This is a genomic window from Actinomyces wuliandei (assembly GCF_004010955.1).
GTDB lineage: Bacteria > Actinomycetota > Actinomycetes > Actinomycetales > Actinomycetaceae > Actinomyces > Actinomyces wuliandei.
This window is the reverse complement of record NZ_CP025227.1, coordinates 1299635-1312813: the sequence shown is the minus strand read 5'-3', so window position 1 is coordinate 1312813 and position 13179 is coordinate 1299635. Positions and strand designations below refer to the sequence as shown.

General features: G+C 69.7%; 10 protein-coding genes and 1 pseudogene. 5 read left to right on the top strand and 6 right to left on the bottom strand.

Features of this window, described 5'->3' with window-relative positions; all coding sequences use genetic code 11:
• Nucleotides 1-16: 16 nt before the first annotated feature.
• Nucleotides 17-1792, bottom strand: a complete 1776-nt coding sequence (locus CWS50_RS05425; RefSeq protein ID WP_127841965.1) for a DNA polymerase Y family protein — start codon at nt 1790-1792, stop codon at nt 17-19.
• The gene (locus CWS50_RS05420) at nt 1789-2754 is read right to left on the bottom strand and encodes a hypothetical protein (RefSeq protein ID WP_127841964.1); all 966 of its coding nucleotides are present in this window, start codon (nt 2752-2754) and stop codon (nt 1789-1791) included. The genes CWS50_RS05425 and CWS50_RS05420 overlap by 4 nt, the downstream gene beginning before the upstream one ends.
• 283 nt (nt 2755-3037) lie before the next feature.
• On the opposite strand from CWS50_RS05420, the gene CWS50_RS05415 reads away from it, so the two are divergent.
• The 3 genes and pseudogenes from CWS50_RS05415 to CWS50_RS05405 form a co-directional block, all read left to right on the top strand.
• Nucleotides 3038-3613: a YbhB/YbcL family Raf kinase inhibitor-like protein gene (locus CWS50_RS05415; RefSeq protein WP_127841963.1), complete on the top strand. Its 576-nt coding sequence runs from the start codon at nt 3038-3040 to the stop codon at nt 3611-3613.
• Complete coding sequence (locus CWS50_RS05410; protein ID WP_127841962.1) at nt 3610-4461, top strand: SDR family oxidoreductase; 852 nt, start codon at nt 3610-3612, stop codon at nt 4459-4461. The genes CWS50_RS05415 and CWS50_RS05410 overlap by 4 nt, the downstream gene beginning before the upstream one ends.
• A gap of 839 nt (nt 4462-5300) precedes the next feature.
• Nucleotides 5301-6339: pseudogene (locus CWS50_RS05405) on the top strand (IS110 family RNA-guided transposase); the annotation flags it as partial.
• 452 nt (nt 6340-6791) lie between these two features.
• On the opposite strand, the gene CWS50_RS05395 reads toward CWS50_RS05405, so the two are convergent.
• Nucleotides 6792-7271 carry a tRNA (cytidine(34)-2'-O)-methyltransferase gene (locus CWS50_RS05395; protein ID WP_127843274.1) on the bottom strand — a complete coding sequence of 160 codons (480 nt, stop codon included), beginning with the start codon at nt 7269-7271 and terminating at the stop codon, nt 6792-6794.
• 147 nt (nt 7272-7418) lie between these two features.
• The gene (locus CWS50_RS05390) at nt 7419-8966 is read right to left on the bottom strand and encodes a dihydrolipoyl dehydrogenase family protein (protein ID WP_127841959.1); all 1548 of its coding nucleotides are present in this window, start codon (nt 8964-8966) and stop codon (nt 7419-7421) included.
• A 513-nt stretch (nt 8967-9479) separates the two neighbouring features.
• On the opposite strand from CWS50_RS05390, the gene CWS50_RS05385 reads away from it, so the two are divergent.
• Both CWS50_RS05385 and CWS50_RS14060 read left to right on the top strand, forming a co-directional pair.
• Nucleotides 9480-10136 (top strand): YbaK/EbsC family protein, encoded by a 657-nt coding sequence (locus tag CWS50_RS05385; protein WP_127841958.1) that lies wholly within the window; start codon nt 9480-9482, stop codon nt 10134-10136.
• A 482-nt stretch (nt 10137-10618) separates the two neighbouring features.
• Nucleotides 10619-11257, top strand: a complete 639-nt coding sequence (locus CWS50_RS14060) for a D-glucuronyl C5-epimerase family protein (RefSeq protein WP_423243491.1) — start codon at nt 10619-10621, stop codon at nt 11255-11257.
• 41 nt (nt 11258-11298) lie between these two features.
• Here CWS50_RS14060 and CWS50_RS13945 read toward each other — a convergent pair whose 3' ends face one another.
• Nucleotides 11299-11778: an alpha/beta fold hydrolase gene (locus CWS50_RS13945; protein WP_341472740.1), complete on the bottom strand. Its 480-nt coding sequence runs from the start codon at nt 11776-11778 to the stop codon at nt 11299-11301.
• Between the two features lie 766 nt (nt 11779-12544).
• Nucleotides 12545-12853, bottom strand: a complete 309-nt coding sequence (locus CWS50_RS05375) for a helix-turn-helix domain-containing protein (protein ID WP_127841956.1) — start codon at nt 12851-12853, stop codon at nt 12545-12547.
• Nucleotides 12854-13179 lie beyond the last annotated feature (326 nt).

Sequence of the window (13179 nt, the reverse complement as noted above, 5' to 3'; positions counted from 1 at the left end):
ACCAAGGAGCAGCAGGTCAGGAGTAGACGGCGTCGAGCCACCACCGCCCTGCGCGCACAAGCAACAGGGGCGGTCCCAGGTCGGGGACCACCTGGAGGTAGGCGCGCCGCGAGGCGCCTCCGGGCCTCCACCACGCCTCGCTGACAGGCCAGGGCCCTGCCCAGGAGCGGACACGCAGCCGGTGGGACGGGCACGTCCCGGGCTCCTCCCCAGGGGCGCACCCCAGGCAGGCTCGCTGGTCCCGCAGGCAGAGCGCCTCCGGGCAGGAGACCTCCAGGTGGTCAGGGGTACCAAGCAGCTGCCCCTGGACGTCAACGTCCAGGTCCTCGCCCAAGGCGCTGGCAAGTCGTACGGGGCAGGGCCGGGACAGGACCACGGAGGGAGAGGGCTCTGGAAGCATCCCGGCCCACGGGACACCCACACGCCCCTCCTGCGACCGAGGAAGGTCCCGGGCGGGGCCGGCACGCCCACGCGCCTGCTCCCCCTGCTCCCCCCAGGCGACACAGCGCGCACGCGAGCGCGGGTCCCACCCGGGGACGAGCCGAGGCACCTGGACGCTGCCTGCGCCCAGGAGGGACTCCAGCCGGCTCGCCGCGCGGCGTGCCCGCCTGGCTGACTGGTCACCGGCGGCCCGCCACAGGCCTGTCTGGGCGGCCCCGGCGGGAAAGAGCCCGAGGGCGACCAGTCGCAGGCGCTCCAGGGCCGAGGCGGGCGGGCGCCCGCAGCGGCCTGACAACCAGCCCTCCAGCTGCCAGCGCACACGGTCGGTGAGCTCGGCGGCTGTGGGGGTGGTCTCCAGCATCCAGCAGCGGCTCAGGCCGGTACCGTCCTGGCAGGACGCCTCCACCAGGAGACGGCTGGCGGCCAGGCGCAGGGAGACGAGCCTGGAGGCCAGCTCCTCAGCCAGGCTCCGGGCCGCGAAGGCGGCGGCGTCGGCACGCTCTGCCGGTGGGTCCAGGACGGCCTCCACGCTCACGTCCCTGGCGGGCCGGGTGGTGCGCGGAACCTCGTGCTCGGTGCCGCAGGCCAGCCGGTGGAGCCTGGCCCCCATCGGCCCGAACCGGGCCGCGACGTCGGCGTGGGGCAGGCGCGCCAGGTCACCCAGGGTGTACAGGCCCAGGCGCCCGAGGACCTCCACCAGCTCGCGGCCCTCGGTCCTCAGACGGGAGGTGGTCAGGCAGGTCAGGAGCGACTCCAGCGGCCAGGGTGCGAGGAAGTCAGGAGTGTCCCCGGTCTTGACCAGGACCCCGTGGCGGGAGGCGAGGACCGCCCCGGCCAGGGAGTCGGCGACGCCGACCTGGCACTCGACGTCAGCCTCCTGCGCCACGGCCTCGACCAGGGCCGAGGCCAGCTGCTCCTCTCCCCCGGCCCACCGTGCCGACCCGCGGGCGGGGCACAGTGCCAGGCCCGGGCGGGCGACGATCGGGTCCGCCAGGAGCGCGCTGGCCGCGTCCATGACGAGCTCGAAACTGCGGGCCTCACGCTCTGCCTGGGGCGGCAGGACGATGAGCCCGGGACATGTGGCACGGGCCAGGCGCACCCTCATGCCGACACTGACCCCGGCAGCACGGGCCGGTGCCGAGGCAGCCAGGACACCCCGGGCACCAGCGACAGCCACGGGCGACAGGGCCGGGTCCACACCAGCGCGGCCCTCCTGGAGGTGGGCGCCCCGAGGGGACGGGCTGCTCGCACGACGCTGACCGCGCCCCTCCAGGGTCAGGGCCACCACGGGCCAGTCAGGCACCCACAGGGCCAGGAGCCGTCTTCCTGGCACGGCTCCCGAGGTGCTCATCCCGCACCTCGCAGGGGCGCTGGAGAGGCAGGGGCGCTGGCTGCCGGGCCGTGCCCGCCCACGCTCAGCCCGTGCGGACCGTGGGTAAGCACCGTGCCGCCCACGCCGCGCTCCGGGTCGCCCAGGGTCCAGACGAGGCCTCGCAGGTAACCGACTGGCATCTCCACCGCCTCCTGCCGGGTGGAGGACGCGGCGGGCAGGGCTCCCTGAGGCACCCCCTGACGGCGTAGAGGGACGACAACGCCCTCGCCGTGCGTCTCCTCACGCAGGTCACGACCTGCACCACCGTCCACCTCATGCGCACCCTCACGTACACCGCTGCGCACGTCAGCAGGTACGCCCAGGCCCGTCGGCCCGGGAGCGCCGTCATCAGGGCAGGACCGCTCGCAGACCAGGGTCCGGCCCCCCTGCCAGGGGAGAGGACTGAGGACCAGGGTGCCACGATCCCGTGCCCGCACGAGCAGGCGCCTGCGGCTGCCAGCGCCCAGGCACTCTGCCGCTCGGGCGCTGACGAGGAGGACGTCGACCCCGTCAACCAGGACTCCTGCAGCAGCCAGGAGGCTGTCGTGCCCCAGGCCAGCGACAGGGACGCTGAGGACCCGGGACAGGTCAAGTCCCAGCTCGGCAGCGGCGCACCAGCCCAGCCCCTCCCCTCCCAGCACCCCGCACCAGCCGTAGACGCCCTGACGCCGCGCCGCAGCGGCCAGGAGGACTGCGGCAGAGCCCTCCAGGTGCAGGACGCCGGCAGGGCAGGAGCCCAGGTAGTCCCAGAGGCTGGAGCCTCCCGGGGACCGCCCAGCCCCAGCAGGCTGCCGGAACCCGAGCGCACCGCCGTGGTGGTCGTAGTGGTTATGGTGGCGCAGCCCGGTGCTGTCCTCCGCCCGCCTGAGGGCCAGGCGCGCCGCAGCCAGCCGCGCGTCCCTGTCCCCAAGAGTCTCACCACTACCGCGAGCTCCAGTCATGTACTCCCCCTAAGACGGACCAGACACGGCTCGAACGAATGTTCGACACAGAGGCTCAGGGTACCCCCGGGCACCGACACGCTCAGCCTGGTCACGCTCAGCCAGTCGGCCAGCCCCGCACAGTCACCCACGGTCACCACGGTGACGCGGCTCCCCCGGCTGCTCTACAGTGGGAGCCACCAGGCTGTCGTTCCCTCACCCGGACACCAACCGGCCTCACCCGGATCTCAGGAACCGGACCGCAAACCAGACACCCGCGTACCACACCCTCTGGAGGCACATCGTGGCATCCGACCTCACCCGCCCACGGCCGCCCGCACCCTACGACTTCCTGCCCCGTGTCCCCACCTTCACCCTGGTCTCCCCGGACGTGGCCGAGGGCGAACGCGTCCCCGACAGGTTCACGGGCCTCCACGACAACATCTCCCCCGCGCTGAGCTGGTCGGGCTTTCCTGAGCAGACCCGCTCCTTCGTCGTGTCCTGCTTCGACCCTGACGCGCCCAGCCCCGCCGGGTGGTGGCACTGGACCGTGGTGGACCTGGACGTCTCGGTGACCTCGCTGGAGCAGGGGGCGGGCACCAGCGACCTCCACCTGGACGGGGCCGCCTTCCACCTGGCCGGGGACAGCGGGGACCACGCCTGGTTCGGCCCCTACCCCCCGGCCGGGGACGGGGACCACCGCTACGTCTTCGCCGTCTCCGCCCTGGACGTGGACACCCTCGGCCTTGAGGACAGCGCCTCCCCCACCGCCGCCGCCTTTGCGCTGGCCACCCACTGCCTGGCCCGGGCCACACTGACCGCCACCTACTCCGTGCCCGGGGAGCCGGGTGCCGCACCCTTCCTGAAGGAGGCTCAGTGACGCCACCTCCCGGTGCTACCGAGCCGAGCCGACCCGGGGGGCGCCGCCGTCAGGGCGAGGCCGCCACCCCGGCCTTCGGGTTCTCCACGACGACCAGCTCCGGCCGCCACCAACGGCGCCCCGTGGCCCTGGTGACCGGGGCGACCTCGGGCATCGGCCTGGCCGTGGCCAGGGACCTGGCGCGGGACCACAACCTGGTCCTGGTCGCCCGCACCGCCACCGACCTGGAGGAGCTCGCGGGTGCGCTGGAGGAGGAGTCCGGGGCCGCTGTCCTGGTGTGCCCGGTCGACCTGGCTGACGACACCGCCCTGGCCTACCTGGTCAACCGGATCCAGCTCGACAGCCTCGACGTGCTGGTGCACTGCGCCGGGGTGGAGGCACCGGGAGCGGTCGAGAGGCTCACCCCCGCCCGCTGGCGCTCGGTGCTGGACCTGAACCTGGTGGCAGCCGCGCACCTGACGAGCCTGGTGCTGCCCGCCCTGCGGGAGTCCCGGGGACTGGTGGTGTTCGTCGGCTCGGGTGCGAGCCTGCACGCCTGGCCGGGCCACTCCCTCTACTGTGCCTCCAAGGCCGGTCTCAAGGCCCTGGCTGACACGCTGCGTGAGGAGGAGCGCGGTCAGGTCCGGGTCACCTCCATCTACCCGGGCCGGGTGGACACTCCCATGCAGGAGCGCCTCCAGGCGCTCAGTGCTGCGCGTACGCGCGCGGAGGGAGGCCGCGCCCCGGCCTACCGTGCCGCTGACCATATGGCGCCGCAGTCGGTCGCCTCGGCAGTGCGCCTGGCCGTGAGCACCTCCATGGACGCGGTGGTCGAGGACCTGTCGATCCGTCCCTCCGCCATGCTGTGACATGCGACGTGCCACACGACGTTGCAGCGTAGCGCAGGAGCCTGACTTGCCGCGACAACGAAGCCCGCAACTACTGACATGGGACCGACCATCTTCGTAGTGGCGTCACTTGTGGGCACTGCACTACCGCGCATCATATGGCCCTGCTTACTCTTCCCTGCCCTAGGTGCTTGGTCAGTTGGGCTTGAAGGGCTCGCCTCAAGTCCGTCATTTTCTGTCAACTCGACCTGTCCAAAACTACGGTGCGCTCAAACGGGATCGTTCAGGCTAGCAAACCCTGCGCAACCGCTCGATCTTGCTGCCTGTGTGGGGGCGGTAGGGGCTGGTGCGGCGGCGCCTTGCTCCGACGGCCTGGAGGGCCTGGTTGAAGGCCCTGTTGCCGGTCGTAGCTTCCTGCGCGGTCACGCCGGGGAGGCGAGGAAGGCGCTGGTGCGCTGCCAGGATCCTGCGGCGGTCTGCCTGGTCTCGCCATCAAGAGTCTCCCAGTAAGACGACCCTGGGGCAGCCGTCCACGGTGTGGTGGAGCCAGCGCCAGCCACGTACGGGTGCGGCGCCCCCTAGTGACGCGGTCCTGGGCCGGCCCGCGCCCGTCACACGACCAGGCTTGTTGACGGCGACGTGGATCAGTTGGCCTGGGGCGGTCCTCCCCCTGCGCACCGCGGTGGGCCTGCCTGCGGGCAGGCCGGTGGCCTGGCCAGCGTCGGCGAGCCTGGGCATGCGGTAGTGCTTGAGACCCTGCCCCACGGCGGAGGGCGCCAGACCCAGGTGGCAGGGTGGTCCTGTGCGGCCCCACCAGCGCGTGTACCTGACCACGATGATCCCTGCTCCCTCCTGCGCGCCAGCCCGCCACCACCGGGGCACTGGCAGTGGCGGTGGCCCAGGCCGTGGGTATCACCGTGGGCTACCTGCCCGGCCTGTCGATGCGGCGTATCGCCGACCTGACACCAGGCAGTGCCAGGACCGACGCGAAGGACGCGGCCGTCATCGCCGACGCCGCCCGCACCATGCCCCACACGCTGCGCGCGATCGACGCCAGTGACCAGGACGCCGCCGCCCTGAGCATGCTCACCGGGTTCGACCTGGACCTGGCCCGCCAGGACCAGCCAGACCGCCAACCGCGTCCGGGGCCCGTGTGCACCCAGACCCACCCCGCCCTCGAGACTGTGCTGGGCACGTGGCTCGACCACGACCCTGTCCTGGAGGTCATTGCCACCTGGCCCACCCCCGCCGACCTGCGCCAGGCTGGCACCGACCAGGTCGCCGCCGTGCTCAGGGCCCACGGGGCCCGCCGCCACGCCGCCTGGGCCGCCCAGATCGTCAGCACCCTGGACAAGCAGACCGTGGTGGTCGCCGGCACCGACGCTGCTGGCGTGGTGCTGCCCCACCCGGGCCCCGTCCGGCTCACCACGTCCTGCACGCCCAGCGCGACGACGCCGCCTCCCAGGTCGAGGCCCTGGTGGAGGCCCACCCTCCTCACACCGCTCCCCTGGCCACCCGTGCCCGGGGTCGGGGTCAGGACCGCCGCCGTGCTCCTGGCCGAGACCCTCGGACGCACCTTTGACACCGGCGCCCGCCTGGCCTGCCTGCGCAGGCCTGACCCCACTCACCCGGCGGTCCGGGTCCTCCATCCGCGGTAAGCACGTCTCCCACGCCGGCAGCAAGAGACTCAAGCGAGCCATGCTCCTGCCCGCCCTCGCCTCCCTCAGAACAGACCCGGCATCCCGCGCCTGCTACCAGCGCAAACGAGACCAGGGAAAACACCACAACCAGGCCCTACCCGCCCTGGCCCACCGACGCGTCCTCACCCTCTACGCCATGACCCGAGACGGTTCCCCCTACACCCCCCAACCCACCAAGAACCTACCCGCCCCCGCCTGACACACCACACAAGCGCACACCCCCCAGCAGCGTACTCCTGGCATGGTCCCACCCCTCACCACTCATAAAGAGCCGTGTTTGATCCCAATAGCCGAGCAAACACCACCCACCCCCACAGACACGTCTCCCCACATGCCCCGATCCTTACCCCGCCCCCATCAGCCAGGAACCGTAACGGGTACTACCGAACGCAGGGCACAGGTAACAACGGGAGAGAAGGGAGTGGCTCCCACTGAGCATCAGTCAGGTCATAACGGACAAAGGTGCCTGTACCCATCATCTGAAGCGTTTGGCGAAATCCCGTGTAATTTAGTAGCTGGCACTCCGAAAGCCTTGTCTGCCCTGTGCCATACCGACCACATCCCGACTCTCGCAACAGGCCCCATCCGTTCTCAGCAGTCTCCGGTCGAGCGGGGTGGCAGCCACTCACACAGCCTGCTACCCCGCACGCCTCAGGAGGCCTCCCCCAGGAGGCCTGCGGCCCCGGAGAAGCCGAGGCGGTGCCAGGCCTCGTAGACGACGACGGCCGCGGAGTTGGCGAGGTTGAGCGAGCGGCTGCCTGCCACCATGGGGATGCGGATCCGGTCGGTGACCCGGGGGTGGCTCATGACCTCCTCGGGCAGTCCTGTCGGCTCCGGCCCCAGCAGCAGGGCGTCGTCGTCACGCCAGTCCACCTGGGTATAGAGGCGGTCGCAGTGCGCGGTGAGGGCGAGGACCCGTCCGGGGACGTGCTCCAGGCACTCCTCCAGGGTCTGGTACACCCGCGTCCTGGCCAGGTCGTGGTAGTCCAGCCCGGCACGACGCAGCCTGGGCTCGTCCATGCTGAACAGCGGGTCCACCAGGTGGAGGGCAGCACCGGTGTTGGCGCTGAGCCTGATCGCCGCACCGGTGTTGCCGGGGATCCGCGGCTCGAAGAAGATCATGTGCAGCACGGGGACATCCTGCCACCCTACTACCAGCCTGACGGTCCGCACCGGGACCGCCAGGGAGCGGGCCGCTCGGGAGCAGCCCAGGTCCGGGTAGGCCGCAGAGACGGTCCCTGCTCTCACCCCGCCGGGACGGCTCAAGGCACCCGGGGATCAGGGCTGCGGCATGGCGTCCAGGACGATGTTGAGACCCTCGCTCATGGTGGGGTGGGTGATGACGGCGTCACGCAGCTGCTGCCAGGTCAGGCCACCCAGCATGGCCATCTGGACGCTGGTGACCACCTCGCTGGCCTCGGCCCCGATGACGGCGGCCCCCAGGATGAGGTCGGTGTCGGCGTCCACGACCACCTTGTAGAAGCCCTCGGTGCGCCCCAGGGTCTTGGCCCGCGGCACGGCTGCTGTGGGGGTCTTGGCCACGCGCACCGTGTGGCCGGCCGCGCGCGCCTCCTCCTCGCCCATGCCGACGTGCCCGAGCTCGGGCGTGGTGAACACCGCCCAGGGGATGAGGCGCCCGGCGGTGGAGGCCTCCTTGCCGGACAGCAGGTCGCGCAGGACGCGGAAGTCGTTCCAGGAGGCGTGGGTGAACTGGGGGGTCCCGGCCACGTCGCCGGCGGCGTAGACGCCCTCGGCGCTGGTGCGCAGGTGGTCGTCGACGACGACGAACCCGCGCTGGTCCACCTCCACGCCAGCGGCCTCCAGGCCCAGGCCCTGCGTGACAGGGGTACGCCCCAGGGCCACGAGCAGGTGGGAGCCGCTCACCTCGCGCCCGTCCTCGGTGGTGACCACGACCCCCTGCGGGGAGGGGCTCACGCGGGCGGCACGGGAGCCGGTGAGGACCGTGACGCCCAGGGCCTCCAGGCCTGCGGTGACCTCGGCGGCCACGTCGGCGTCCTCGCGGTCCAGGACGTGCTCACCGGCGTGCACCACCGTCACGGGCACTCCCAGCATCCCCATGAGAGAGGCCATCTCCATGCCGATCACGCCCCCACCCAGGACCACCAGGTGCTCGGGCAGCTCGGGCAGGGTGAGCAGGTCCTCACTGGTCCAGTACGGCACGTCGCCCAGCCCCGCGATGTCGGGGACCGACGGCGTGGTCCCGGTGTTAAGAAGGACCGTCCTGCCGCGTACACGGCGGGTACCGCCCTCGGCCAGGGAGATATCCACGGTGCGTTCGGCGACAAACCGGGCCGTTCCCAGGCAGAAGTCCATGCCGGAGGCCGGGAACATGGTCTCGTGGGCAGCGACCATGCCACCGACCACGGCCTCCTTGCGCGCCCGCAGGGCCGCCAGGTCGACACGGGCCTGGGCCAGGCAGGTGGCTGCGGCCTCGTCTGCCCCGTCTGCGTCGTCACCACCGCTGGCTGCGCTGACCTCGGCGGAGCTCTCAGCGTCCGGGAGGCCAGGGCCGCCCGTCAGGACCACGCCGTGGGCAGGCGCGCCCTGGACGTCGCGCAGGATCCGGGCGGAGGAGATGAGGGTCTTGGTGGGGATGCAGGCGACGTTGACACAGGTCCCGCCGATCTTGTCGCGCTCGACCATGACGACGGCGTCGCCCGCCTTAGCCCGGGCCATCGCCAGGGACTTGCCTGCCTTGCCCCCGCCGACCACAAGGAGGTCGACCTCCTCAGTGCCAACGTCCTGGGACACGGAGGCGGTGTCGCTGGTGTCCTGGGGACAGGCAGGCTGGCTCTGCTGCGTCATGAGGTCTTCTCCTCGAGTCGTGCTCATCGCGGCATATATCGCGGTTATTCTGTGCTGCTGCCGTCAGGGGCGCTCCAAGCAGCCGGGTCACCACGCTGACACCAGGCCAGCACGCGCGGGCACTGGCGATGTACGCGTGTGCCCAGGCAGCAGGAGCGCTGGACGTGCGCTAGGCCGAACGTCCCGCACTGCTCCCCTATTCCGGCTCCAGCCCAGATCCTGGCGCTTCCGGGAGGTAGGCGGCCCCGGCACGAGCCAGGCCTTCTGAACCACCTCCCGGCCCCTCTGAGAGGTACCAGAAGAGGCACACCAGGAGAGGGTCCGAGCAGCGGTAGTGACGGGTGACAGGCGGCGGCCCAGACGATGTGGACAGGAAACGAGGGGGCAGGAAACGAGGGGGCAGGAAAGAGGCTGGAGCGACCGGGAACCGCAGACTAGGGTGTGGGCTGTCTCAGGCAACCCAGCCGGAGGCTGGAACCTGGCCACACATGGGCAGAACAGGAGCAGGACCTTATGAGCGAGCTGCGTGACCCCGAGGAGGTCTTTGCCACGGACCCCGGGTGGCTCAGCGCCCTGGAGCGCACAGACCTCCTGGCTGGCCCGGTGGCGGCAGCGCTGCGCGAACTGGCGGCCTCTGACGCCGGAACCACAAGCGCCGGGAGCAGCACGGGCAGCCACCCCAGAGAAGACGAGGACGCCGGGACGACCCGCGCCGACCTGGCTCGCCAGGCTCGGGTGGTCCCTATCGACCCGGCCTTGTCCGACACTGACGTGCTCAACGCGCGCTACCTGCTGGACCCGCACGCTACCGGGAACTGCGTGCTGGTGGCGGGCAAGCGGCAGGGGGAGGAGAGGGCTGCGGCCTGCGTGGTGCGCGCCACTGACCTCGCCGACGTCAACCACGTGGTCAAGAGGCGCCTGGACGTGCGCAAGGCCTCCTTCCTGCCCATGGACCGGGCGACCGACCTGTCCGGCATGGCCTACGGCGGGATCACGCCAGTGGGCCTGCCCAGCCACTGGAGGTTGCTCATCGACGCCGTCGTCGCGTCACGCCCCACGGTGCTCATCGGCTCGGGCCTGCGCGGCTCCAAGCTGCTGGTCCCCGGCGCCCTGCTCGCCGCCCTGCCAGGTGCCGAGGTGGTCGAGGGCCTGGGCGTACCCACCACCTGACAACGTCTGCGCCCAGTCAAGCCATCGATACCAGCAGCCAACCACTAGCAAGAACGTTAAAATAGATACAGATGACGCCCAGCTCAATGAGTTCGCATCCGTCACACCGCAACTACTTGCTCGCCACTACCGCCACCCTGGGGGCAGTTCTTGTGGGTTGCTCAGCATCGGAGCCGCAGGCAGCAGACCCCCCGACGACGACCACAGCATCACAAGTTCTCGAATAAATTTACTCGATAGACTCCTTGGAGAGACTTATCCGATAGACTTGGGCGGAGTCTACGACCCTTTCGGACTCAGTCAGAACATTATCGACAGGTACGCACCCCTGAAAACAACGCAGACGGGCCACAAGTAAATGACCAGGGCGCGCTGACGACGCCAGTAGAAGACGTCGGCAGCGACGTCTACCATCCCACACCGTAGTGCTGGCACGCATTGCGGGCGTTGAGCGCATACGATATAACCGGTAACGACGAGTACTGGCGGCGCTCAGCCGCCACCGCACAACGGCTAATAGAAGGTGTGCGCACATCGTCAGCGACCAATGCTGGCTGCCACACCCCTTCGGCTACGCGCCACACGGCGACCCTGCCATCACTCTACACGCACCCTGGCACTCAGGGATGGCACAGGGCATGACCCTAGCCCTGTGCACACGACCGGCCAGGCACGCTCCAGACCAGGACTGGATCACAAATGCCGAGCAGATCCGTAACTCGTTCTTCGCGTCCGAGAACGGACCCCGTGTCACCATCACAGATTCAGAAGGGTTGACATGGCTTGAGGAATACTCTAGGGACACAGACCCACTATACGTTATAAATGGGCATATCTACGCCATGCTAGGTCTGGCGCAATATGCTCAGGCCACAGACGACCTTGACGTGTCCCGCTTGTTTTCCCAGGCTGCGAACACGCTTAAATCCACCTACACACGGTGGCGCGTACCCGGAGGCATCTCATACTACTGCGCCTCCGACTACTGCACAAGCAATAACTGGGCTCCTGAAAGCTACCACCGTGGCGTCGCCCTCCTGCTGCAGACCCTGGCGACCATCACCGGCGACACCGAGTTCAGAAGCATGGGGCTCCAACTGGACTCGGACTACTCGGTATAATATATCCTGATGAAGTGGAACCGCATTTTTTCGACGCTGAGTCACGGCGCTTGAAACGAGAATGCGCGGTGAGTCGGCTCTGATCTCACGCTGGTGCCAGTGAGCGGATGAAGCCTATCGCTGCCGTGGGCCACCAACTGCGGGCGCTCCAGCATCGGCGCGTGACCCGCCTGGGGAACCATGAGGACCTCGACGTCGTTCCCTGCGGCTCCAACAGCACCAGCCGCCCAGCCGACCTCTACGGAAGGGTCCTTCCAGTCAGGATCCTCGTTGCCCATGACAATGAGGGCGGGGCAGGTGACCTGCGGCAACCAGGGGGCAACAGCTCGGTGGTCGGTCCTGGTGGTGCGCTGGAAGGCCTGCCAGCGTCCGGGGCGAACCAGAAGGCGGGCAAGGCGGACTGTTCGCTGCCGCGCCTCCGGCAGCCCCGGCCACAGGGGAGGTCGAGTAGATCCTCCAGAAGGCTGGCCCCCAGGGACGCAGGAGGGCCAGTCGCAGAAGCAGCCGAGCCAGGAGGCCACGCAGACCGGCAGGTCCCTGGAGAAAGGGAGCGATGAGCACCAGCCCCGAGACAAGATCGGGGCGGCGTCCGGCGACGATCACCGCAGCGGCCGCTGACATCAATGCCTCCACGAGGATGACCGGGCCAGGGCCGCAGCGTCCAAGCAGGGTGATCCTCGCGCCGCACAGTCGCCTCCGGTCTCGGCCACACAGCCAGCCAGCCGCTCGGTCACGGCTGACGAGCGCAGGTTTGCGGAGCAGGCGTCAGAAGCGCCAAGCGCTGACAGCCTGGGGCATACACCCGTTTGCGCCATGTCAGGTAGGGAGAAGCGGCGCGACCCTGGGTAGCGCAGTTAACGCTTGGGTGGAGACAGTCCCGCTGGGACGGAACAGCGTGAGCCGATGTCACCTGCCCAGGTTGAGGTGGGATGGCACGGCTCCCGTCCTCGTGGACGCCTGCCAGCCTGGTGTGAGTCGCACCCGTCCACCTCGCGCAACTCTCGCCGAGATGGAACTACTGCAACAGATACCCCGCCTCACGCAGGACAATGTGACATATCACATAAAACGAGCGTCCCGAGGCCGGTATGGCGAGAACCTCGCCCACCGCGCGGTCGCAGTCGCGCACCCACGCCAGAAGCATGCCTCGGCAGGCTCCGCAGGACCGGGTAGACAACCGGGTAGACACTGGCGAGGCACTGTCCGGCCAGCAGTCCTTGACTCACGCCGCGCACCGCCCCACTGGGAAAAGCGCCACCTCTCACCAGGGACACTCTTTTAGCCGTCTCACCAGGAAAAGTCTCTGTGGGCTCCCCTGGGCCTCACGAACAGGTCCGTCACCGGAAGATTGAGGTACCAGGCAACCCGCCCTACCTCACCGACACGCCAGTCAACCCGCTCGGTGAACCTCAGCGAGACCGCCGAGCGGGACATCCCCAGGAAGCGGGCCAGCTCCGCCTGAGTGACACCCACCCGGGCCGCCTCCAGGCGGATGTTCCCGGCCACAACCTGCGACAGGCCCGACTCTGCGCCCGTTCCCGTGCCCGCACGACGCCGCCTACCTCGCACCCACGGAGCCGTGACCGCTCGCGTCACCTCTGGATCTTCAGCACCTCGCCCGTCCCTGATGCCCTCAGAAAAGTCGGTACCCCCAGAAAACTCAGGGTTCCCAGAGAACCCAGTGTCCCCGGGAAACTGCGTCTCCCTCCTCACGACCAGGCGCTCCGGCCCACCGGCGACATCCTGTTCCGAGGCAGGAACCTGTTCCGGGGCAGGAACCATGCTGTCCTCGCCCCATGGCTCCGTCCCTCCTGCGTCGTCCACGTCACCGTCGGGGGTGAACCCCGTGATAGCCCACAGATCGGTCACTGCCTGCCTCCCTCGCAATGAGACCACCAGCGCGCCGACCACGCCGACGTGCC